Here is a 21,894-nt window from a genome sequence, read left to right on the forward strand (position 1 = left end):
CGGCGGCGCTTTGCTGGCACGGCCTATAAAAATTGCATAACAACATGATGTTTCGCGTTTCGTAGGTCGGATCAGGCGACGCCCGCCATCCGCAGCAGCGCCGTCGCCACGGCGGCGGCGATAATTACCACGATCAGCGGCATCTTACGCCAGGCAAGGAACACCGCCAGGCCCACGCCCAGCACCCGCGCCATCCCGGCAAAATGTTCGCCTTCGTAAAAGGTGGTCGCCAGCGCCACGGAAAAGAGCAGCACCGTCGCCGCATCGGAAAGCAGCGCCTGGGCGCGCTCGGAAAACGCCAGCCGGCTGCCGAGCTTCGCCCCGCCTAAACGCATTAAGTAGGTGCCCAGCGAAAGAATCGCAATACCGGCGATAAATAGCGTCATATTGCCCATTATTTTTTCCTCGTCAGCAGGCCAAACAGCGACAGCAAAACCGGCAGGCCAACCGGTGCGAAAGGAACGGCGGCCAGCGACAGGGCCGCTCCGCTGCAGGCGCGGATCAGCGTGGTGCGGTTTTTAAAGGCCGGCACCACCAGCGCCAGCAGAATCGCCGGGAATACCGCATCGAGGCCAATGGTTTCCGGGGCCGGGAGCAGTTTGCCGACCCCCGCGCCCAGGAGCGCCCCCAACGGCCAGATCAGCGCCACGCCCAGACCGCACAGCCAGTAGGCGGCCCGCCGCTGCTCGGGGGTTTTCTGCGACAGACCAAACACCACGCTTTCATCGTTCATAATATGGCAGCCGAGGAAGCTGGCGGCGCGCTGGCCGACCAGGTCGCGAACCGTCACGCCGAAGGGAATATGCCGCGCGTTGACCAGCAAACCGGCCGCCGCTGCCGCCAGCGGGTTGCCGCCGCTGGCGACAATGCCGATAAACATAAACTCTGAGGCCCCCGCCAGGACGCAAACCGAAAGCACAAAGGGGACCCAAATCGGGAAGCCGTAGGCGACGGCCAGCGAGCCGTAGGACATCCCGACGATGCCTACCGCGAGGCAGACTAAAACAATTGCTCTGAGGGTGTCGCCTTTAAGCGTGGCGAAGTGTTGTTTCATACTCTTTAGCCATATCGAACGAATTTCCATTATAATGAACGCAACAGAATCGCATTTCAAGACGAACGAAACGTTCGTTATAAAAAACACGGAGGGCTGTATGACTCAGCCAATTAGCCTGATTGCCAAAAGCCTGGTGCGGGAACGCGCGCGCACCGGTCTTTCCCTTGCCGAAGTTGCGCGACGGGCGGGAATCGCCAAATCAACGTTATCGCAGCTGGAGTCCGGCAACGGTAACCCGAACCTGGAAACCCTCTGGGCGCTGTGCGTGGCCCTCGATATCCCCTTTGCCCGGCTGCTGGAGCCGCAGGTGAATACCACCCAGGTGATCCGCCGCGGCGAGGGAACGAAAGTGATCGCCGAGCAGGCAAACTATCAGGCGATTTTACTGGCCGCCTGCCCGCCGGGCGCGCGGCGCGATATTTATCTCCTGCTGACCCAGCCGGGCGCGGACCGCATTTCCCACCCTCATCCGCCGGGTTCGGTGGAGCATATTATTGTCACCCAGGGGCGCGCGCGGGTCGGCCTGACGGAAGCGCCGGAAGAGCTGGGGGAGGGAGATTACATCTGCTATCCCGCCGATCGGGAGCACGTTTTCCAGGCGCTGGAGCCGGATACCCAGGCGCTGCTGGTCGCCGAGCAGAACTAGTCAGGCCCGACACTGGGCCTTCGGTGTGCCAAAAACAGGCGTCAGATAAAAGGGATTGTCAGGAGCGAGCGTTATGATTGATATCGCCATCGGCCGTTTTCTGCAGGGCAATAGCGATAGGGCAGGAGAGGTCGAGCTGCCGGGGATGATAGCCGCGCTGCAGCAGCCAGAACCACTCTCCTCCGGCCGCTGGCTCCAGCCCCATATCGGTAAAACCTGCTCGCCGCATCCTGGGTCGTAGCGACATCAGCGCGCCATCCACGCGCGCCCGGATATAAATCAGTTTACGGGCCGGCAGTCGGGAAATCTCGTCGACCATCTGTTGCGTTGATATATTCATCGTGACGTCCACCCGATCATCACAAAGGGCAATTTCAACGGGGGCTGCACAAGTTTCCCTGGCGGGCGGGATCTGCGCCGCGCCAAATTTTTCCTTTAGCAAGTTTATCCAACCATCATCACGGCTATCATCCGCGGTGAGCGGGACGGGGCGTGGCTGCAAGGGTAATACGCCGAGGATAATGCTTTCACGCAGGCCGGATTGAAAGGGGGAGGGGACGTAATCTCTGAGCAACCCCGTTGAGTAAAAGCCCAGCCTCTGCGCCAGGCGCTGCGAGTGTGGATGGCTGGATACCATTTTGATGGTTAGCGTGCCCAGGCCAAGCCTGCTTGCGGCAAGACGCAAATATTCCCCCAGTTGGGTGGCTACGCCCCGGTTTCTGAAGGCGGGGTGCACCGCGAACATGGCCAGTTCGGCCGTCTGCTTATCCGCGTGGTGCCGCCATAAGGCGGCATGCCCGATGATGATGCCATTCTGTTCGGCTATCGCGCTGTGCCATTCGTCCCGGGCGTTGCGCCAGCCAATCAGGCTGGGCATATAGATATCAGGATAGACATAGCGATCGCCATAAACCGTACGAAATAAGGCGCTGATGCCTTCGCCGTCTTGTCGCTGGAACGCTCTGATTTCAATCATTTCACCGCCTCCTGCGCGAGGTAGGCGCGTTTGTCGATCACCCGCTGCAGCTTACCTGTTCGGGTATTGCGGATAAGTTCCGCCTGGCTGCACCAGTGAACCTGAACGCACAGCTGGCCGGCAGCCTGTAGTTCTGCGAGAGCGTGATCCCTGGCGAGTAATTGACCGCAGAGCCTGTCGGCCTGCTGCCGGGTACCGGAATAGGCGATACGTAAGCTCAAACGATCCCGGTTATCGGCGTGCTCCAGCATCAGCTGCCACTGCTGATGCCCCATCTCTTCCGTAATAAGGGACGCTATTTCATCAGGAAACAGCGAGGCGTAACCTACCCGCAAGCGGTGCCCGAGGCTACTGCGTCCCTGCAAAATAAACTTGCGATGTTTGCTTCCCGGAGGTTCACGCCAGGCGGCCAAATCGCCTACCGGATAGCGAATCAGCGGCATCAGCGTGCGCGTAAGGCTGGTGACCACCAGCATTCCGGAACGATTGATTTCGTCGATCGGCTCGCCCGTCGCTTCATCAATAATTTCCACGATAGTTTCGGGTTCAAAGACCCGATGCTCGTCCGCCAGGCAATCCGGCGTGCTGAGTCCGATAAGCCCGGCATCCACGCAGGCGCAGCCGATAGAAGCAATACGGGCGTTGGGAAAGGCGGATTCCAGCAGCTGTAGCTGTTCAGTAAAAAGACTCTCGCTGCCGTAAAGGATGGTCTCGATACCGGGCAGACGGCGGTTTTTTCCAGCGAGCTCTGCCGCATATTGCAGCAGCATCGCCGGGACGCCTACCAGTACGTTGATATCGTGCTGGACGATCTGTTCGGTGAGGGTGTGCGGTTCAAGCGATCCGGTGAAAGGGTACTCGCATACCGGTATCGACATGTGCGAAAGCGCGCCGTGGATAAATAAGAAGCTCGCGTACAAATCACCGGCGAAAAATAAATTTGCCACGCGCGCGCCGGGCTTGAGCTGGCTGGAGAGGCTGCGGCCAAAACTGGTGACGAACGCACGCCACTCCTGGCGGGAAAAAACCGACAGCTTGCCGCCGCCGGTGGTACCGCCGGTCTTAAAGACAATACCGTCCTCCACCGGCCCGGTGAGGACGGGCCAGTTTTTCAGGCCCTGGCTCCCCTCCCAGTAGCGTTCGGGATTGATAAGCGGCAGGTCCTTCAGCTGCCAGCCGCGGGCGGCGAGATAGCGATAGTGTTCGGCATAGAAAGGCGAGCGGCAGCGCACCCTCTCGACAAGCTGTTCGAGACCCGGTGGGCTTACGGCCACTTCTTCCGTTTGGGTGGATTGCGGATCAAAGTGACCCATCATCTTTGCTGTTGTCATATTCAAATATCCTTATTGTGAGCCGATCGGCGGAGAGTGCGCTCAACGGCGTTTATCAATGACCAGCGGCGTCTTGCCGCTTTGCGGATGCCGTTCAAATTCGCTGAACGGGCGGCTGGTCACGGCTAACTCCAGCAAATGGGCGTCCAATGCCATTTTGAGCTCAGGGTCGGTGCAGACCCGCTGTTTGACGGTATTAATATTGCCGTCGGTGAAGATGTTGATGCATTCGAGCCCGCTGCGCGGGTTATGTTGAAGAATCAATTGAACAGGGGCATCGGCGAGCGTTGCCAACCGCTGGGGTTGAATAAACATCGTGCCGATACGCACCAGGCTGCCGTGGCGGCCTAAAAGCTCAAAGCGGGGGCTGGGGGCGCCGCAGGGGCATTCGCCCGGCAGCCAACGGCCCATATCGCCGATGTCATAACGAATCACCTTCTGACCTTCGCGGGCCGTCGAGGTAAAGAGCAGGCGGCCGGCATCGCCGGGCGCGACGGGCCGATCGTCGAGCGGGTCGACAATCTCCAGCCATTGAATATCCGTCATCAGGTGAAACACGCCATCCGGGCAATGCGTACAGGCATGTCCCAGCGGCCCGGCATCAACCGAACCATACAGCGCCGATCGAATGGTTTTCACCCCGAAACCGTGAATATAGTCACGCTGGGCGACGCCCATATGTTCGCCGCCCAGCAGCAGTTTCTGAATACCGCCGTAGTCGCGCAGAATGGCCTCTTCTCGCGTAAAGAGCTGATACAGCGTGCTTGGCATACCAATGAGCGTGGTAACGCCCTGATTCACAATGGTTCGGGCGATCTCGTGATAGTCATCATCATGGGGGCCGCCCATGGGAAGATGGGTCACTTCAAGCATTTCCAGTAGGGTGAAAAAGCTGAGTAAACCACCGTAGAGATTGCCCGCGTACATCAGATTGAGCACTTTGTCGTGGGCGGGATCTAGCCCGGCGGCGAACATGCCTGCGGCGGCGGCCTGCATCTGGCGGCGATAGTCGCGATAGGTAAACCCGGCTAGTTTAGGCACGCCGCTGCTGCCGCCGCTGCGAAAGAAAAGCTGGGCGCTGGGCCGCATTGCGTGCTGTAAGAATGCCGTTTTATCCATAATCGGCTGCTGCGCCGTCAGCATCGGCGGCGGCGGGTTCGGATCGAGCGTGGCCTGCTGCGGCAGGACATCGGCATCCAGCGTCACGGTGACGCGGCGAGCCAGCTGACTTAAGGCGTAAACGCCGTCATGCGGTTCGCCGTGATAGCCGTCATGCATTTTACCGACGGGGGTAATTCGATTGACGCCGGCTGCCAGCAGCAGTTGGCTGAGGGGGATTCTGTCCCGATCGGCGACAACCAGCCCGCAGGTTTGCAGGTGGGTTCGCCAGGGGCGCAGCGTTTGCATCACTTTATTTTGCGGTAGCGGCCGCAGCAGGACGGTTCGGAACAGCGGTGAAGGCGTTATGGCCGAGGTGTGTTGCTGAATGATGCGCCAGCCATCTCCTGCCAGCAGAGCGTTGTCAGCCCCGGCAAATACGGTGTCCAGCTGCGCGAAGGCGACGGCGCGGGTGATATCCGCCGCCGCCTTTTCATCGGGCATTAACGGTTGCCACCGTACGTGACGGCGCCGCATGGCCTCCGCCAGTCTTTCGCCAATATCCTGCAATACCGCCGAATCATCGCTATCAACAAAAACGATTTGCGGGCTGGAACAGGCCTGCTGGTCAAAACAGCAAACGTCATCCGCCAGCGCGAGAAGGCTTTCTTCATTAACGGCATCCGGTTGTAGCCAGGCAAAGCTGATTTTATGTCCCCATGGGATCCAGCGACACCCGCCAGGGAGCTGTTGACGAATCGCCTCGAGGGCGGTATCGCCACCCCAGGCCGATATACCATCGGCGTGGGTAAGCAGTAGGGAAAGGCGCGTGGTTTCGACGGGAACCACGGCGACGAAGTTAGCCAGCTGGTCCGTTAAATCGCAGTGGATAAACGCCCGTAGCAGATCGATTGTCATTCCTTGTTCGCTGGCGCTCGGGCGCAGCCAGTTAATATTCCCGACCAGCAGGCTCTCTATTATTGCGAAGAAGGGAAGCAGTTGCGCATTGGCTGGGGTGACATGCACCACGACGCCCAAAGGACGCCAGCCTTCAAACTGCGGTTCACGGTAGTTAATGCGGCGCACGGAAAAGGGGGTATCGCCCAGCTCATGCTCGAGTTTTTGGCGCAGCGCGTCCGGTTGGCAAAACTTTCTGACCTCTTCCCGATAAGCCGGGCCCAGTTGAGGAAGGAAAGCGTGGTCTTTTAGCTGTTCGATAAAACGCCCGGCGCAGGCAAGCACGGTTTCCGGACGCGGCGGTTGGCTCAGCGCGCTATCCAGCCCGCTCGTCAACATGGTGATGGCCTCTTCTGGCGTGAGCGAGGGATAGTTTTTTCCCTGAATGAGATACATATTAATTTCCCTTAATCAGTTCTGACGCCGCCAGTGCGCAGCTACGTGCTTTGCTATGGCTGGCCCGGCCCAGCAGCTCAAACCAATCGGTTGTCACACCGCATCCGCACTCTTCGGCGCGGTGCAATTGTGCAAGATCGCTCATGACCACGCTGTGCGCAGGGCAGGAGGTGATATAAGGCGACACAAACTGTATAAAACCGCGCTGCCCATAATCTTTCACCGCCAGAGAGGCGGTATCGCGGATCCAGGCGCGGGAATAAACGGGAATATGGAAATGGTGATGCGCGCATTCAATGTAGGGCACGCAGTGTTCCACGGAACCATAGCCGTCGCGGCATCGGCTATCGGGGATCCCGAGCTGTTGGGTCAGCCGCGCATAGAACGCGGATTTAGGGATTTCACGGTCGGCATTCGTTTTCCAGCCGCCGCCGAAAAAGGCCAGCGATTGATGATGAAGCTGGAGCGGCGGTAGCTGCATTTCTCGCATCCGTTCAAGTATGAACCACATAAATGCCGGGAAACCCAGGATTCGTACCGGTAACCCCTCTTCAGCAAACTCCTGTAAAGCGCGAATCACGCCGAAAGGGTCGAACTCATGCCCGCTCCCGGTGTGACGCAGCGCGTAAACGGCGCGTTTGACCGGCGCGTATTTACACAAGAACTGGTCGGTAAAAGAGGTGCCAAGCGTGATGATATCGGCGGGTTCGTAGCTGAGGAGCAGGTAGTTGCAGGGCGCATCGGGCGTTTCCCAGCCATAATGGCGGAAAATGCGATCGACCATTCCCTGGGCGGCTCCGATACTGCGCGCATCATAGCGCATTCGACTTTTCTGCCCGCTGGTACCGGAAGAGGTGAGTTCAAGCGCATCCTCACCGGAGCGGCCGATCGGCAGATTCTGTTTGAAATAGTCGGCAAAGATCGGCGGCAGCTGCGACCACGAATCTATATTGGCCGCATCTGCCGGAATATTGTGGCGGGCCAGCCACTGGCGGTAGCCCGGCGTATTCATAACATGAAATGCAACGATTTCACGCATGGCTTCATCAAAGAGCCGTTGTGAATCGCTATCTTCATGATAAGGGCTGTCGAGTGCGCAGAGGGCATCGACGCAGGATAAAGTGTCCATTTTATTCATCCTTAATAAAAAGTCGTCCGTGAGTGATTAATGGCCTGAAGCTGTTATTTTCGTTTTACTCCTCTTCTGCCTGGTGAATATATTAACGATAATGAATAATGCTGCCAGCATTGGAATAGTGGCCGCGATAATATATGCGCTGAGGCTGTCGCCGGCGCCCAATCCGGCCATTAATGCCCCCCCGAGGCTAAAAATAGCGACGGAAATCATGCCTATCATTGCCGATACTGAACCTTTTCCATGCTCGCTGGAAAATAGCGTGAGGCGATACAGCGTGGCGTTGCAAATGCCCAGGCCAAAAGCATAAATAGCCATGCCGATAATCAGCGCAATAATATTTTGCCATATTAGCGTCATGACCAGCGCCAGCATTATGCCGATAAATATGGGAGAGAGTGAAAAGTATAATAACTGCTCCGGCTTAAATTTTTCAGCGGTAACGTTAAGGACGATATTCCCCGCAATCAACGCCGCAAAAACAGGTAATTGCCATAGCGCGTACTCCAGCATACTCATTTGCAGATGATGCACCAGCAGCAGCGGGGAGAGCGCGATCCACGCCATCAGCGGCAGCCCGACGAGGCCAAGCGCAACGCTGCCGGATATACAGCGTGGGTTCGTAAGCAAATCGCCATAAGCGCGCGCGAGGGTTTTTACCTCGAGCGGCTGACATTCAATTTTACTGCCATCCTCGCGTACGACGCCGATCGTCTCCGGCATCCAGCGTAGCAAACCGAACCAGGTGAGCGCCGCCATCAACGCGATAGCAATAAAAAGCGTGCGCCATGACAGGTAAGCAAGCACAACGCTACCGACCAAAGGGCCAAACAGCGGCGACAGCAGCGCGATATTGGCAAACAGGGCAATTAAGCGGATCGCATCCGATTCGTTGAATGCTTCCTGCAGGGCCGGATAGCTCACCACCACCACAAACCCCAAACCTATTCCCTGAATAAACCGCAGGAGAGTAAAAACCTGGATATTGTCTACCCATGGCGTGGCCAGGCAGGAAACAGAAAAAAGCACACAGCCGATGAGTAATAAAGGCCTGCGGCCAAATCTATCCGACGCCGGTCCAATAAGCCACTGAAAGCTGACGCCGCCAAGTAAATAGGCATTAAGTGACCACGGTACGTAATGCGGTTGAGCATTTAAATCTTTAATAACCGTTAGCATTCCCGGCATTACTACATCGCTGGCGACATAAGTTAACAGCTCGAATGTTGAAAGAAATAAACAAAAAAATAAAGCGTGCCGTGAAGAAACAGGCAGTAGTGAGTTATACATAAAACCCTGTTATTAACATATTCCATTATTTTGCTTTTATATCACTCCCTCTTTTTAAAAACTTTTATCAAGTGATTCTTAGTTGATAAATATCAATGAACAGACCGTGTTCATGTTTGTTTAAACTGCGAATTATAATTCCGATACATACTTCATATTTTAATTAAAAATAAATCGAATGATTTATGGGGATTAAATGTGCGTTTTCCAGACGCTGCGTTATTTTTCCAGGGTTGAGCGCTCAAGTCATTCATCTATCAACCATATGATTTGTATAGGGTAAACCTGTCGGATTCAAATATATTCAGCTTGGTGAATCACAGCGTATCTTCGTCTCTTTCTTATGAGGAAGGGGGCGTTTAATTTACCGCCACATTGAATAAACGGTCTTGCTGCCTCTCATTTCGTTGTGACGTATCATCAGGCGCCGAGGGCCGCGGTGTTCAGGTATTGCCGCGCGGCGTCGCTCTTGCTGGACGCCATGCCCGTATTGCGGGACACTAGCCGCATTCTCCCGCGAAGACAGGGATACTTATGTCGCTGAAAGCCATTGCTAAAGAACTTGGGATCTCGGTAACGACCGTCAGCCGCGCGCTAAACGGCTATGATGACGTGTCGCAGGAGACGCGCGCCCGCGTGGAGGCCGAAGCCCAGCGCCGTGGATATCGGCCAAATACCTTCGCCCGCCGCCTGAAAATGGGCAAAATTGACGCCGTTGGCCTCGTTTTTCCCGTGCGCCCCGCGCCGTTGAATAACAACGTCTTTCTTGAAATGGTGGGAGAAATCAGTCACGAGCTGGCGCGCTATGAGATTGATTTACTGCTGATTGCCGACGATGAGCAGGCCGATAAGCACGGCTATATGCGTATGGTGCAGAGTCGTCGCGTCGATGCGCTGATCGTGGCCCATACCCTGGACGACGACCCGCGCCTGATTCAGCTGCTCTCTTCCGGCTTTCCTTTTCTCGCCCTGGGGCGCAGCCGCCTGCCGCAGCCCTACGCCTGGTTTGATTTCGATAACCAGGCGGGAACGTACCGCGCCACCCGTCATCTGATTCGCCAGGGGCATCAGCGCATCGCGCTGCTGAGCGAAAATAACAATCAGGCGTTTATTACCCAGCGCCGCAACGGTTACCTGCAGGCGCTGCGCGAAGCGGGCCTGGCGGAAACCTGGCTGCGCAGCGTGCCGCCCACCCGCCGCGGCGGGTTTCAGGCAACGATGGAGCTGCTGCGCTTGCCTGAACCGCCAACGGCGATTGTCACCGATTGCAACACCCACGGCGACGGCGCGGCGATGGCCCTGGCTCAGCTCGGACGCCTCACCGGCGCCGATCGCGTCTCGCTGGTGGTTTACGACGGCTTGCCGCAGGACAGCATCATCGAAACCCCGGTGGGCGCGGTGGTTCAGTCCACCCGGCAGGGCGTGGGCCGCCAGATAGCCACCATGGTCCGCCGCTTAATCGCCGGCGAGGATCTCGCCTCTCTCCAGGTGCTCTGGCAGCCTGAATTTATTCCCGGCGAAACCGCCTGATTCTCCTCCCGTCAGATTAATTTCCTGAACTCGATCACGGATCCGAAACGTTTTGGTTGGCACCCGAAACGTTTCGGATCAACAGTAAGGCATTCCTTGTTGTGGAGATGTCTCATGTCTGATTCGATTTTACGCCTGCAAAGCGCAGCGGCCGATGTGGTGATCAAAACCCGTCCATTCGCCGAAATTATCTACTGGGGGCCACATTTAAGCCACTTTTCGCCGCAGGATGCGGCCAGCATCGCCCGCCCGGTGGCCAATGGCCGCCTCGACGTCGATTCCCCGGTAACCTTAATGGCCGAACTGGGCCACGGTCTGTTTGGCGCGCCGGGCATTGAAGGCCACCGCCAGGGGCTGGACGCCTCACCGATGTTTACCACGACCGAGGTGGTGCAGGATGGGCAGAATTTAACCCTTCTCAGCGAAGACGCGCAGGCGGGCCTGCGGCTGTGCAGTGAAATTCAGCTTGATAGCAGCGGCGTGCTCAGCGTTCGTCATGGTTTAACCAACCTGCGCCCGCAGCCGTGGCAGGTGGACCGCCTGGCGGTCACGCTACCGGTCGCCGAGCGCGCCCGCGAAGTCATGGCCTTTCATGGCCGCTGGATCCGCGAATTCCAGCCCCATCGTCTGACCCTTGAACACGACAGCTTTGTGCTGGAAAACCGTCGTGGACGCACTTCTCACGAACATTTTCCGGCGCTGATTACCGGCAGTCGCGCTTTTAGCGAGATGCAGGGCGAAGTGTGGGGCGTGCACCTGGGCTGGAGCGGTAACCACCGCCTGCGGGCGGAAGTGAAAACCGACGGTCGCCGCTACCTGCAGGCGGAAGCGCTCTATTTACCTGGTGAGATGGCCCTGGCGGAAGGGGAAACGCTGTGGACGCCGAACCTCTACGCCAGCTATTCGGCGCAGGGGCTGAACGGCATGAGCCAGCAGTTCCACCGCTATTTGCGCGAACAGATTATTCGCTTCCCGGACAACAAACCGCGCCCGGTGCATCTCAACACCTGGGAAGGGATCTATTTCGACCACGACCCGCAGTACATCATGCGCATGGCGGATGAAGCGGCGGAGCTGGGCGTGGAGCGCTTTATCATTGATGACGGCTGGTTTAAAGGGCGCAACGACGATTGGGCGGCGCTCGGCGACTGGTATCTTGATGAGGAAAAATACCCTGACGGTCTGACCCCGGTTATCGACCATGTGAAGTCGCTGGGGATGGAGTTCGGCATCTGGGTTGAGCCAGAGATGATTAACCCGAACTCCGATTTATACCGCGCCCATCCCGACTGGCTGCTGGCGCTGCCGGGCTATACGCCGATCCCCGGGCGTCATCAGTTTGTCCTGAACCTGAATATCCCTGAAGCCTTTGATTATCTGCTGGAACGGATGAGCTGGCTGCTGGGCGAACACGCGGTGGACTATGTGAAGTGGGATATGAATCGCGAGCTGGTGCAGCCTGCCCATAACGGCAAAGCCGCCGCCGATGCGCAAACTCGCCAGTTCTATCGCCTGCTGGATACGCTGGTGGCCCGCTTCCCGCATATTGAATTTGAATCCTGCTCCTCCGGCGGCGGGCGTATCGATTATGAAGTGCTGAAGCGCAGCCATCGTTTCTGGGCTTCCGACAATAACGATGCCCTTGAGCGCAACACCATCCAGCGCGGCATGAGCTACTTCTTCCCGCCGGAAGTGATGGGCGCGCACATCGGCAACCGCCGCTGCCACGCCACCTTCCGCCAGCACAGCATTGCGTTTCGCGGCCTGACGGCGCTGTTCGGTCATATGGGGCTTGAGCTGGACCCGGTGACCGCCGATGAGCAGGAGCGCGTGGGCTATCGCAAATACGCGGCGCTGCATAAGCAGTGGCGCGATGTCATTCATCACGGCGTGCAGTGGCGTATCGATATGCCGGACGCCACAACCCTCGCGCACGGCGTGGTGAGCGAGGATCGGCATCGGGCGATTTTCCTCGTCAGCCAGCTGGCGATGCCGGACTACACCCTGATGGTGCCGCTGCGCGTGGCGGGGCTGGACGCGGGCGCCCGTTACGAGGTGACGCTGCTCGACCATCCCGATATTCAGATTACGGGAGAGGGCGGCCATACCATGCGTAAGCTGCCGGAATGGATGACGACGCCGCAGACCGTCAGCGGTGAGTGGTTGCAACAGGCGGGGCTGGCGCTGCCAGTCCTCGATCCGGAAAGCGCCATTTTGATTGGCCTGCAACGCGTGTGATGACGATGGGCCGCGCGTCGGCCCTTTTTGAGGAATACACCATGAACCCGACCGTCTGTACCCATAAAAACAACCCCAATTTCTGGATTTTCGGGCTGTTCTTCTTTCTCTACTTTTTCATCATGGCCACCTGCTTTCCGTTTTTGCCGATCTGGCTATCGGACGTCATCGGCCTGAATAAAACCGAGACCGGCATTGTTTTCTCCAGCCTGTCGCTGTTTGCCATCTGTTTTCAGCCGATACTGGGCTTGATCTCCGATAAGCTGGGGCTGAAAAAGCATCTGATGTGGATTGTGACGGTGCTGCTAGTGCTGATCGCGCCCTTTTTCCTCTACGTTTTTGCGCCGCTGCTGAAAACCAATATCTGGCTCGGGGCGCTGAGCGGCGGGGCCTACATCGGCTTTGTGTTCTCCGCCGGCGCCGGGGCGATGGAAGCCTATATCGAACGCGTGAGCCGCAATAGCGGGTTTGAGTACGGCAAAGCGCGGACTTTTGGCTGCCTCGGCTGGGCGCTGTGCGCCACCACGGCGGGGATGCTGTTCAGCGTTAACCCCGAGTGGGTGTTCTGGATGGGCTCGGCTGCCGCGCTGGTACTGGTCGTGCTGGTGGCCATCGCGAAACCGCAGGCCAGCCAGACCGCACAGGTGATGGACTCGCTGGGCGCTAACCGCTCATCGGTGGATTTAAAAACCGCCGTACGCATGTTCCGTCAGCGCAAAATGTGGATGTTTATTCTCTACGTCATCGGCGTCGCCTGCGTCTATGACGTTTTCGATCAGCAGTTCGCCACCTTCTTTAAATCCTTCTTTGCCACCCCGGAATCGGGCACCCGCGCCTTTGGTTTTGCGACCACCGCCGGGGAAATATGCAACGCGATTATTATGTTCAGCTCGCCGTGGATTATTAACCGCATCGGCGCGAAGAATACCCTGCTGATTGCCGGCATGGTGATGGCGGCAAGGATGATCGGATCATCGTTCGCCACGACGGCCGCTGAAGTGGTGGCGCTGAAAATGCTTCATGCGCTGGAAGTCCCGTTCCTGCTGGTAGGCGCGTTTAAATATATTACCGGCGTGTTTGACGTCCGCCTGTCGGCGACGATTTACCTGGTTGGCTTCCAGTTTTCCAAACAGGTGGCGGCGATCTTTCTCTCCGCTTTTGCCGGGAATATGTATGACCGTATCGGTTTCCAGGATACCTATATGATCCTTGGCGGCATCGCCCTGAGCGTCACGTTAATCTCCGCCTTTACCTTATCGGGTAAGGCAACGTCGGAAAAGATGAGCGATAGCGCGATGACGGTGTAGAAAACAGTCCGATAATTCACAAGGATGTGATTGATAAATGAGGAAATATTGACCATGGATATGAAGGAAAGAATGAACAGCGGCGAGCTTTATCTTGATTCAGGATATGGGTTACCGCAGCAGCGGCTGATGGGCAAGGCGCGAGCTTACGAATACAACCACTCGCACCCCTTTAATCAGGAATTAAGAAACGACATTATTCAGCGGATGTTCGCCGCCGTGGGCAAGCAGTGCTGGATAGAGCCTCCGATTCATGTGGCCTACGGCACCCACACCACCATTGGCGATAATTTTTACGCGAACTTCAACCTGACGCTGGTCGATGATGCCGACATTATCATCGGCAATAACGTGATGTTTGCGCCCAACGTGACCATTTCCACTGCCGGCCATCCGATTCATCCGGATCTGCGGCACACCCAGCAGCAGTTCTCTCAGCCGGTGGTGATTGAAGACGGCGTCTGGCTGGGCACCGGGGTGATTATCAACCCAGGCGTCACCATCGGAAAAAACTCGGTCATTGGCGCCGGCAGCGTGGTGAACCGTTCCATACCGGCGAACGTGGTCGCCGCTGGGGTCCCCTGCCGGGTATTAAGAGCGATCGCCGATAGCGATAAAGACAAATTTCAGCTGTTTACAGCGTAAATTATCGCGGCGCCGGGCGGGCGCTTCATGCCTCCTCCCGGGTAGACGTCGCGCAATCTGCCTGCGGGGACGCATTTCCGCCGGGACATCATGATGCTTTTGCCTGACTATTCATTGCCAGGGTACTGCGCGCGTTACGCAGAATGCTTATTTCCCGTGAAAGTTAGCCCCTTCCACTATAATCAGACAAACGTTTGCCATCGTTATTTTTCGATTTTTTATTCATTTTCTGCGTCTTTTTTGGCGGAGGAGAGCACGCGTTAATATGGTTATTTACTGGCTTATTAATTATCATTTTAGCCATTATTTTTTATGATAATGTGATTTTTTATAGCATTTTTATGTGTTTTTTATGTGAATAAATTTATAGCTTATGGATGGCGAAAGTAATGGATTTCTCCCCGGTGAGCGTATTTTTTTCATGCAAAAAAAAGGGAAATGCTTTTGTCGATATATCACCAGGGGGAGCGGCAACTTAAAAATAGAATAATGAGTTTAACCTATTGAACTTAAAGGGTGTTTTAATTTTTTTTATTTCCTTTAAATTTGGTGCTAGTATTTTAATTGAGTAATGTCGCAGGCCAAAAATGAGATAAAAATGTTTATTATTGATGAAGATTTTGACCGTGGTGCCTTACGCTCCTTTGCGTTTGGCCGTAATACCCGGCCTTTGTTGGCGATCCAGCGTATTATGCAGGCGCTGCTGCCGGTTAGCACGCCGTTTGAGCTGCAGCCTGACGAGCGATTTGAATTTTGCGATACTGAAAATAACGCGAATATATTACTCCTGCTTGAGGGGACCGGCGTGGTTTGCCATAGTGAAAATAATATGGCGATAACCACGCTATTTTCCCCCTCGGTACTGGGGCTGATTGATGGATATAGTACCTTTTACGACGTAGAGGCCAGGCCGAAGCACTTTTTCTCTGCGGAAACATCTTGCTCTGGTCAATTGGTTCCGCTTGCTAAGTTTGTGGAGATTATGGACGAGCAAAATCTCTGGCATGATATCGCCCGGATTCTGGCCCATCGGTTATTGGTTATGGCCATCCGCGAGAAGGAGTTTATTGGCGTGGAATCATTCATCATGATCCGGACGTTGATCCTGGAACTCGGCTCCTATCCTGAGGAATATCGCGAGCAGATTAACGTGCTCAATTTTATCCAGCGGCGCACCAATCTTTCCCGCAGCGGAATACTGTACGTCCTGTCTGAACTGCGCAAGGGGGAGTACATCAGCGTCCATCGAGGCGTGCTGAAGGGAATTAATAAACGAATTCCTATCGATTTTTAAATAACTTCATAACAGTATACTAACAACAACGCCTGTTTTTTAGACGCACCAGCTCTTTGCATTATTAACATCATGATTTTTATACGTAATTATCATTATTGACTTGCATCATTTTCGAATGTCCAGTTTTGGACGAAAAAATTGATTTAGATTAATAAAATTCTCTGTAAGAATTATTCCCAGGACAACACGGAGTGTCTTCTTATATTTAAACCGTCTTTTTTATCGCCGCGGGGAACGTTCCCTGGTAATTGCTTCGGCCATAAAAAAGTAAACGGTAATTAATGAGGGAATACAAAATCAATTTAATGTGTATGGATTAAAAATGAAAAAAGCATTTATGGTAAAAAGCGTCGTTCTGGCAATGGTTATGGCTGGCGGTATTTCTTCTGCGATGGCTGCTTTACCGACCAGCGGGTCTTCTTCCACCGTTCAGGGCGGCACCGTTGAGTTTAAAGGCTCTGTTGTCGATGCAGCCTGTGCGGTAACCGCAGACACCAGCAACCAGATTGTGAACATGGGTCAGGTTCGTCTGGCTGCCCTCACCGGTAAAGACTCCGTTGCTAACCAGAAAACCCCGTTCAGCATCAAGCTGGCTGACTGCGATACCACCGTCGCTTCTCAGGCGTCTGTGACCTTCGACGGCAACGCGGCCGCGGGCGAAGCTGGTGTGCTGGACAACACCTCTGGCGCGGGTAGCGCGGCAGGCGTCGGCATCCAGATTTATGACAAAGACGGCTCTGCGCTGGATCTGGGTACCGCGTCTCAGGCAGTTACGCTGATCGACGGCGACAACACCCTGAACTTCTCCGCTGACTACTACCAGACTGCGGATACCGCGACTGCCGGTAGCGTGGATACCACCGCTACGTTCAACGTGACTTACCAGTAAGGTTACGCCAGTCATTTTCATTTAGGGATCCTGTGCCAGGGACGGCGGCTGTGTCATTGAAAGGAGTAGATATGAATTTCACTACACAACGGCTGAAGGCGTTTTCCCTCGCGGGGGCGTTTTTGTTTCCCGCTCTGGCACAGGCGGGCAACCACCACGTGGTAACGGTAAAGGGCGGCGACGTTGAATTTCAGGGCGCCGTTGTCAATGCCGCCTGCGCGGTGGATGCCGGTAGCGAGGATTTAACCGTTGAGATGGGGCAGGTGCGCTCCAATGAATTTCATGGGCTGGGAAGCTGGACAGATCCGCAGGCGTTTACCATTACGCTGAAGGATTGCGATACCACGGTAAGCCAGCAAGTCAGCGTGGCCTTTCGCGGCCTGACGGATGGCAAAGATCCGGGGGTACTGGCGGTGACCGACGGTGCGCAGAGCGCGCAGGGCGTCGGGTTAGGCATTTTTGATAATCAGGGAAATCAAATTATCCCGAACACGCAGCCGATGAATTTTACCGCTATTCAGGACAATACGACCGTACTCAATTTTGTCGCCAAATATCGCGCGACCTCGAGAACCGTCGTGGCAGGGGATGCAAACGCACAAACCTGGTTCACGTTAACCTATTTGTAATTTCCTGATGCCGTCTGCGGCAAATCTTTATTGTGAAAGGCACTTTATGTCCGTTATTTCTTTTTCCCGCCTGTCTCTGGTTGCGCTGGCGTTAGCCGGTGCCGGTCTGGCCGCGCCGCGGCGCAGGCGCAAACCGAAACCCAGGCGCACGCCGCGGCGAACGGCGGGGTATCATTAGGTTCCACCCGCGTCATCTATCCGCAGGGCAATAATCAGGTCTCACTGGCGGTGAATAATACCGACCCGAAGGCCACCTTTTTAATTCAGTCATGGGTGGAAAACGCCAGCGAAAGCAAAAGCAGCGATTTTGTCATCACCCCGCCGCTGTTTGTGATGAAGCCGCAGAAAGAAAATACGCTGCGCATTATGTACGTCGGGCCGAATAATCTGCCGGCGGATCGCGAAAGCCTCTATTGGGTGAACGTTAAAGCGATTCCCTCGGCGGCAAAAGACACCAAAGGGAAAAATACCCTGCAGATCGCGGTGCTGAGCCGGATTAAACTCTTTGTTCGCCCGAAAAACCTGCCGATGGCCTCGATTGATGCGCCGGCGAAGCTGCGCTTCCACGAAAGCGGTAATACCCTGACGGTGAAAAACCCCACGCCCTATTATATGACGCTGGTACAGATTCACGCCGGTACCGCAACGTTACCGACGACAATGGTGGCGCCGATGTCGCAGGCGGATTTAAAACTGCCGGCGAACGCGCAGGGAAATATCACCTTCCAGACCATTAATGATTACGGGGCAAACTCGCCCGAACAGAAAGCCATAATAGAATAATAAACAGGTCGGCAAAATAATGACGTTAAAAATAAAATATATCACCCTCGCGGTGATGCAGGTTCTATTTGCCCGCCGTCGGGTATACCGTATTATTTTGCCGGCAACCTTATCGGCATTACCGTTATCCGCGCTGGCGGATAACTATTTTAACCCCGCATTCTTATCGGACGACCCTAACGCGGTGGCCGATCTTTCGCATTTTGAAAAGGGCGATAGCCAGGCTCCGGGTAAATATCACGTTGATATTTATCTGAATAAGCAGCTGGTCTCCACCGAAGACGTGAACTTTAAAGCGGCAAAAGGCGGCCAGGATGATACCGGGCTGGCGCCGTGCTTTACCACCGCGCGCCTGGAACAGATGGGGGTCAATACCAAAGCCTTCCCGGACCTGGCGAAGCTGGCGCCGGAGCAGTGCGTGTCCTTTGCCGCCATACCGGAATCCTCCACCGAGTTCGACTTTGAGCATCAGCAGCTGAACATCAGCGTGCCGCAGGCGGCGCTAAAGCAGAGCGCGCGCGGGTATATCCCCCCGGAAGAGTGGGACCAGGGGATCAACGCGCTGCTGCTGAACTATAACTTCACCGGCGGCAACAGCGGCGGTGATAGCAAAGAGGACAGCTACTATCTCAACCTGCAAAGCGGCCTGAACCTCGGCGCCTGGCGCCTGCGCGACTACTCCACCTGGAACTACACCAGCGGCGAGGGTGAAACGGAGAATAAGTGGGAGCATATCAGCACCTACGTCGAGCGTACGATTGCGCCGCTGAAGGCGGAGCTTACGCTCGGGGAAAGCTACACCCCGTCGGACGTTTTCGACAGCCTCGGCTTTCGCGGCGTCCAGATTGCCTCCGACGACAACATGCTGCCGGACAGCCTGAAGGGCTTTGCGCCGACGGTCCGCGGTATCGCGAAGAGCAACGCCAGGGTCACCATCAAGCAGAACGGCTACGTTATCTACCAGACCTACGTCTCGCCGGGCGCCTTTGCCATCAACGATCTCTACCCGACCTCGTCGAGCGGCGACCTGCAGGTGACGGTAAAAGAGAGCGACGGTAGCGAAAATACCTTTACCGTGCCGTACTCCGCGGTGCCGCTGCTGCAGCGCGAAGGGCGGCTTAAATACGCCCTGACCGCCGGTAAATACCGCAGCACCAACGATGATCAGGATGAGGTCAATTTTGCCCAGGGAACGGCAATCTACGGCTTGCCGCATGGCTTCACGCTGTACGGCGGTTCGCAGGTCAGCAACGACTACCACGCCTTCGCGCTGGGTGCCGGGCTGAACATGGGGGATTTCGGCGCGATCTCCGCCGATATCACCCAGGCCAACAGCACCCTCGCCGACGGTAGCCAGCACGACGGCCAGTCGGTGCGCTTCCTCTACGCCAAGGCGCTGAACAATCTCGGCACCAACTTCCAGCTGCTGGGCTACCGCTACTCGACGGAGGGGTTCTACACCCTCGACGAGACGACGTATAAAAGCATGAGCGGCTATACCGGCGACAATGAGTGGAAAGATGAGGATCACGACGGTAAGCAGGATAAGCCGGTGTGGACCGATTACTACGATCTCTACTACACCAAAAAAGGCAAAGCGCAGCTTAATATTTCGCAGCAGGTCGGCAAAATCGGCTCGATTTTTGTCACCGGCTCCGAACAGACCTACTGGCACACCGATGAGAAAGATCGCATGTTGCAGGTGGGTTATAACGGCAGCTGGAACGGCATCTCCTATAGCCTGACGTGGAACTATGACAAGTCGCCGGGGGAAGATGAGGCGGACCAGATCTACGCCTTTAATATTTCGCTGCCGATTGGCCAGTGGCTCTCCAGCAACCATAGCGCGGATATCTACCGTTCGGCCAACACCACCAATATGAGCTTTGGCACCACCACCGATCAGCACGGTAAGACCACCGGGACCACCGGCATCAACGGTACGCTGCTGGCGGATAACAACCTGAGCTATAACGTGCAGGAGAGCGACGGCAACCACGGCACCAGCAACAGCGGCAACGCCAACATGAGCTATCAGGGTACCTACGGTAACCTGCAGGCCGGCTACAACTACAGCGACGGCTATCACCAGGTGAACTACGGGGTCAGCGGCGGCGTGGTGGTTCACCGCAACGGCGTTACCCTTAGCCAGCCGCTCGGCGACACCAACATTCTGGTGAAAGCGCCGGGGGCGGCTGGGGTCGAGCTGGAAAACGCCACCGGGGTGAAAACCGACTGGCGCGGCTACGCGGTGATCCCGTACGCCACCACCTATCGCCAGAACCGCGTAGCGCTGAATACCAACTCCATGGGACAGAACGTCGATATTGAAGACGCGGTCACCAACGTGGTGCCGACCCAGGGGGCGCTGGTGCGCGCCGAATTTAACGCCCACGTCGGGGTGCGCGCGCTGATGACCCTGATGCATAACGGCAAGCCGGTGCCGTTCGGCGCCACGGTCAGCCAGAAGGCGGGCAACAGCACCATCGTCGGCGACGACGGTCAGGCCTACCTCGCCGGGCTGCCGCTGAACGGCATGCTGGAAGTGCAGTGGGGCGAGAGCGCCGGACAGCACTGCGTGGTGAAATATCAACTTCCGGAGAGCGCGAAGCAGCAGCCGGTGAATAAATTAAGTGAAAGGTGTCAGTAATGAAACGTATTATCACACTCTCAATCGCGCTAATGGCCTTGATAAAAATAATTAGCCTTCCAGCATATGCTACGACTTATCCTTCGGGCTCATGCTACGTTCCTGATGGATATGCAGCAGAAAATTATGATTTTAATATCAGTGAAGTCGTACCCGATCCTACGCAAAATACAGCTGGAGAAGTTTTACCCGCCATAGTTTCTACCAGTAGTGGGACATTCTCGCTTGAGTGTTCTTGCCAGGAAGGTACAACCTTTTATACACATCAGTGGACAACAACGGATCTTGTTTCAACAGGAAACTCCGGGGGTTTAACCTTTTATAAGGTTAATGACTATATTTCTGTTGCGTCTGAAATAAAAGATATGTCTGATGGGACATATTATCCTTTGCCGTGGGATAACCATTATAAACCTGCAGGTGGGGCAATGCCGTGTAACGAGGTTAGATCAGATTTCAACACCGGTGATAATATTAGAGTTACGTTCAGAATAGATCGGAAATTTGTTGGGGTGATGAGTTTTCCCCATGTAAAAATATTTGATTTATGGTACACCGTCGGCAGTGATTTTATAAAAGGTGCACCCGTAGCCTCAGCCTATATTGATGGTCAAATATCGGTGCCCCAAACCTGCTCCGTTAACGCCGGGCAAATCGTGACCGTCGATTTTGGCTCCTTTATGTCGGGCGAATTTAAAAATAAGGGCCAGATGCCCGCCGGCTACACGCCAAAAACGATTTCGGTACCGATTAAATGTAACGGCATAGAGGCTAATGCTAATTTGACGGTCCGCTTCCAGGCGGATGCTTCGGCGGATGAACCGGCGGCGATTAAAACCAGCAACAGCGATGTCGGGGTGCAGATCACCGATAGCAGCGGCAAGGTGATTGAGCCGAACAGCGGTCTGATCCCGTTCCAGCTGGACGACAACCTGCAGGCGACGGTGACTTTCCACGCCGCGCCGATTAGCACCACCGGAAACGCCCCGGCAGAGGGGACCTTTTCGGCGACGGCCTATATTCGCGTTGACTTCGCCTGA

Annotated in this window: 18 protein-coding genes; 11 read left to right on the plus strand and 7 right to left on the minus strand. The window is 55.7% G+C overall.

Annotated elements, in window-relative coordinates; all coding sequences use genetic code 11:
- Positions 1 to 71 precede the first annotated feature (71 nt).
- A complete protein-coding gene (locus MKleb_RS00465; RefSeq protein WP_009653628.1) occupies positions 72 to 395 on the minus strand; it encodes an AzlD domain-containing protein in 324 nt (107 codons plus the stop codon).
- Positions 395 to 1,054, minus strand: coding sequence for an AzlC family ABC transporter permease (locus MKleb_RS00470; protein WP_009653646.1), 660 nt, complete (start codon positions 1,052 to 1,054; stop codon positions 395 to 397). The genes MKleb_RS00465 and MKleb_RS00470 overlap by 1 nt, the downstream gene beginning before the upstream one ends.
- A gap of 100 nt (positions 1,055 to 1,154) precedes the next feature.
- Between MKleb_RS00470 and MKleb_RS00475 the strand changes: the two genes are divergently transcribed.
- Complete coding sequence (locus MKleb_RS00475) at positions 1,155 to 1,703, plus strand: helix-turn-helix domain-containing protein (protein ID WP_217076395.1); 549 nt, start codon at positions 1,155 to 1,157, stop codon at positions 1,701 to 1,703.
- 58 nt (positions 1,704 to 1,761) lie between these two features.
- Here the strand turns inward: MKleb_RS00475 and MKleb_RS00480 are convergent, their stop codons facing one another.
- From MKleb_RS00480 to MKleb_RS00500, 5 genes are read right to left on the minus strand one after another with little or no spacing between them, the layout of a single operon-like run.
- On the minus strand, positions 1,762 to 2,679 hold the full coding sequence (locus MKleb_RS00480) for a GNAT family N-acetyltransferase (protein WP_025106531.1): 918 nt from the start codon (positions 2,677 to 2,679) through the stop codon (positions 1,762 to 1,764).
- A complete protein-coding gene (locus MKleb_RS00485) occupies positions 2,676 to 4,010 on the minus strand; it encodes a phenylacetate--CoA ligase family protein (RefSeq protein WP_217076397.1) in 1,335 nt (444 codons plus the stop codon). Before MKleb_RS00485 ends, MKleb_RS00480 begins: the two co-directional genes overlap by 4 nt.
- A 42-nt stretch (positions 4,011 to 4,052) precedes the next feature.
- Complete coding sequence (locus MKleb_RS00490; protein ID WP_025106533.1) at positions 4,053 to 6,461, minus strand: acyl-CoA reductase; 2,409 nt, start codon at positions 6,459 to 6,461, stop codon at positions 4,053 to 4,055.
- A 1-nt stretch (position 6,462) separates the two neighbouring features.
- Positions 6,463 to 7,590 carry a LuxE/PaaK family acyltransferase gene (locus MKleb_RS00495; RefSeq protein WP_217076399.1) on the minus strand — a complete coding sequence of 376 codons (1,128 nt, stop codon included), beginning with the start codon at positions 7,588 to 7,590 and terminating at the stop codon, positions 6,463 to 6,465.
- Between the two features lie 36 nt (positions 7,591 to 7,626).
- The gene (locus tag MKleb_RS00500; protein ID WP_025106534.1) at positions 7,627 to 8,886 is read right to left on the minus strand and encodes an MFS transporter; all 1,260 of its coding nucleotides are present in this window, start codon (positions 8,884 to 8,886) and stop codon (positions 7,627 to 7,629) included.
- Between the two features lie 534 nt (positions 8,887 to 9,420).
- Between MKleb_RS00500 and MKleb_RS00505 the strand changes: the two genes are divergently transcribed.
- The 10 genes from MKleb_RS00505 (at position 9,421) to MKleb_RS00550 (ending at position 21,894) form a co-directional block, all read left to right on the plus strand.
- The gene (locus tag MKleb_RS00505; RefSeq protein WP_025106535.1) at positions 9,421 to 10,416 is read left to right on the plus strand and encodes a substrate-binding domain-containing protein; all 996 of its coding nucleotides are present in this window, start codon (positions 9,421 to 9,423) and stop codon (positions 10,414 to 10,416) included.
- Between the two features lie 114 nt (positions 10,417 to 10,530).
- Positions 10,531 to 12,654 carry an alpha-galactosidase gene (locus MKleb_RS00510; protein ID WP_025106536.1) on the plus strand — a complete coding sequence of 708 codons (2,124 nt, stop codon included), beginning with the start codon at positions 10,531 to 10,533 and terminating at the stop codon, positions 12,652 to 12,654.
- A 41-nt stretch (positions 12,655 to 12,695) separates the two neighbouring features.
- Positions 12,696 to 13,961, plus strand: a complete 1,266-nt coding sequence (locus MKleb_RS00515) for an MFS transporter (protein ID WP_025106537.1) — start codon at positions 12,696 to 12,698, stop codon at positions 13,959 to 13,961.
- Positions 13,962 to 14,015: 54 nt separating this feature from the next.
- Positions 14,016 to 14,606: a DapH/DapD/GlmU-related protein gene (locus MKleb_RS00520; protein ID WP_025106538.1), complete on the plus strand. Its 591-nt coding sequence runs from the start codon at positions 14,016 to 14,018 to the stop codon at positions 14,604 to 14,606.
- A gap of 598 nt (positions 14,607 to 15,204) precedes the next feature.
- Positions 15,205 to 15,900: a winged helix-turn-helix transcriptional regulator gene (locus MKleb_RS00525; RefSeq protein WP_029946898.1), complete on the plus strand. Its 696-nt coding sequence runs from the start codon at positions 15,205 to 15,207 to the stop codon at positions 15,898 to 15,900.
- A gap of 325 nt (positions 15,901 to 16,225) precedes the next feature.
- A complete protein-coding gene (locus tag MKleb_RS00530; RefSeq protein WP_025106540.1) occupies positions 16,226 to 16,792 on the plus strand; it encodes a fimbrial protein in 567 nt (188 codons plus the stop codon).
- 71 nt (positions 16,793 to 16,863) lie between these two features.
- Positions 16,864 to 17,421 carry a fimbrial protein gene (locus MKleb_RS00535; protein WP_014227395.1) on the plus strand — a complete coding sequence of 186 codons (558 nt, stop codon included), beginning with the start codon at positions 16,864 to 16,866 and terminating at the stop codon, positions 17,419 to 17,421.
- A 222-nt stretch (positions 17,422 to 17,643) separates the two neighbouring features.
- Positions 17,644 to 18,204 carry a fimbria/pilus periplasmic chaperone gene (locus MKleb_RS00540; protein WP_324109975.1) on the plus strand — a complete coding sequence of 187 codons (561 nt, stop codon included), beginning with the start codon at positions 17,644 to 17,646 and terminating at the stop codon, positions 18,202 to 18,204.
- Between the two features lie 19 nt (positions 18,205 to 18,223).
- On the plus strand, positions 18,224 to 20,854 hold the full coding sequence (locus tag MKleb_RS00545) for a fimbrial biogenesis usher protein (protein WP_025106543.1): 2,631 nt from the start codon (positions 18,224 to 18,226) through the stop codon (positions 20,852 to 20,854).
- Positions 20,854 to 21,894, plus strand: a complete 1,041-nt coding sequence (locus MKleb_RS00550) for a fimbrial protein (RefSeq protein WP_170912108.1) — start codon at positions 20,854 to 20,856, stop codon at positions 21,892 to 21,894. Before MKleb_RS00545 ends, MKleb_RS00550 begins: the two co-directional genes overlap by 1 nt.

Source organism: Klebsiella sp. PL-2018 (genome assembly GCF_019048985.1).
Taxonomy (GTDB): Bacteria; Pseudomonadota; Gammaproteobacteria; order Enterobacterales; family Enterobacteriaceae; genus Klebsiella; species Klebsiella michiganensis.

What these genes read in the sequence shown, in the direction of transcription:
- MKleb_RS00465 (WP_009653628.1), bottom strand. Translation starts at nt 395, where the DNA reads ATGGGCAATATGACGCTATTTATCGCCGGTATTGCGATTCTTTCGCTG.
- MKleb_RS00470 (WP_009653646.1), bottom strand. Translation starts at nt 1,054, where the DNA reads ATGAAACAACACTTCGCCACGCTTAAAGGCGACACCCTCAGAGCAATT.
- MKleb_RS00475 (WP_217076395.1), top strand. Translation starts at nt 1,155, where the DNA reads ATGACTCAGCCAATTAGCCTGATTGCCAAAAGCCTGGTGCGGGAACGC.
- MKleb_RS00480 (WP_025106531.1), bottom strand. Translation starts at nt 2,679, where the DNA reads ATGATTGAAATCAGAGCGTTCCAGCGACAAGACGGCGAAGGCATCAGC.
- MKleb_RS00485 (WP_217076397.1), bottom strand. Translation starts at nt 4,010, where the DNA reads ATGACAACAGCAAAGATGATGGGTCACTTTGATCCGCAATCCACCCAA.
- MKleb_RS00490 (WP_025106533.1), bottom strand. Translation starts at nt 6,461, where the DNA reads ATGTATCTCATTCAGGGAAAAAACTATCCCTCGCTCACGCCAGAAGAG.
- MKleb_RS00495 (WP_217076399.1), bottom strand. Translation starts at nt 7,590, where the DNA reads ATGGACACTTTATCCTGCGTCGATGCCCTCTGCGCACTCGACAGCCCT.
- MKleb_RS00500 (WP_025106534.1), bottom strand. Translation starts at nt 8,886, where the DNA reads ATGTATAACTCACTACTGCCTGTTTCTTCACGGCACGCTTTATTTTTT.
- MKleb_RS00505 (WP_025106535.1), top strand. Translation starts at nt 9,421, where the DNA reads ATGTCGCTGAAAGCCATTGCTAAAGAACTTGGGATCTCGGTAACGACC.
- MKleb_RS00510 (WP_025106536.1), top strand. Translation starts at nt 10,531, where the DNA reads ATGTCTGATTCGATTTTACGCCTGCAAAGCGCAGCGGCCGATGTGGTG.
- MKleb_RS00515 (WP_025106537.1), top strand. Translation starts at nt 12,696, where the DNA reads ATGAACCCGACCGTCTGTACCCATAAAAACAACCCCAATTTCTGGATT.
- MKleb_RS00520 (WP_025106538.1), top strand. Translation starts at nt 14,016, where the DNA reads ATGGATATGAAGGAAAGAATGAACAGCGGCGAGCTTTATCTTGATTCA.
- MKleb_RS00525 (WP_029946898.1), top strand. Translation starts at nt 15,205, where the DNA reads ATGTTTATTATTGATGAAGATTTTGACCGTGGTGCCTTACGCTCCTTT.
- MKleb_RS00530 (WP_025106540.1), top strand. Translation starts at nt 16,226, where the DNA reads ATGAAAAAAGCATTTATGGTAAAAAGCGTCGTTCTGGCAATGGTTATG.
- MKleb_RS00535 (WP_014227395.1), top strand. Translation starts at nt 16,864, where the DNA reads ATGAATTTCACTACACAACGGCTGAAGGCGTTTTCCCTCGCGGGGGCG.
- MKleb_RS00545 (WP_025106543.1), top strand. Translation starts at nt 18,224, where the DNA reads ATGACGTTAAAAATAAAATATATCACCCTCGCGGTGATGCAGGTTCTA.
- MKleb_RS00550 (WP_170912108.1), top strand. Translation starts at nt 20,854, where the DNA reads ATGAAACGTATTATCACACTCTCAATCGCGCTAATGGCCTTGATAAAA.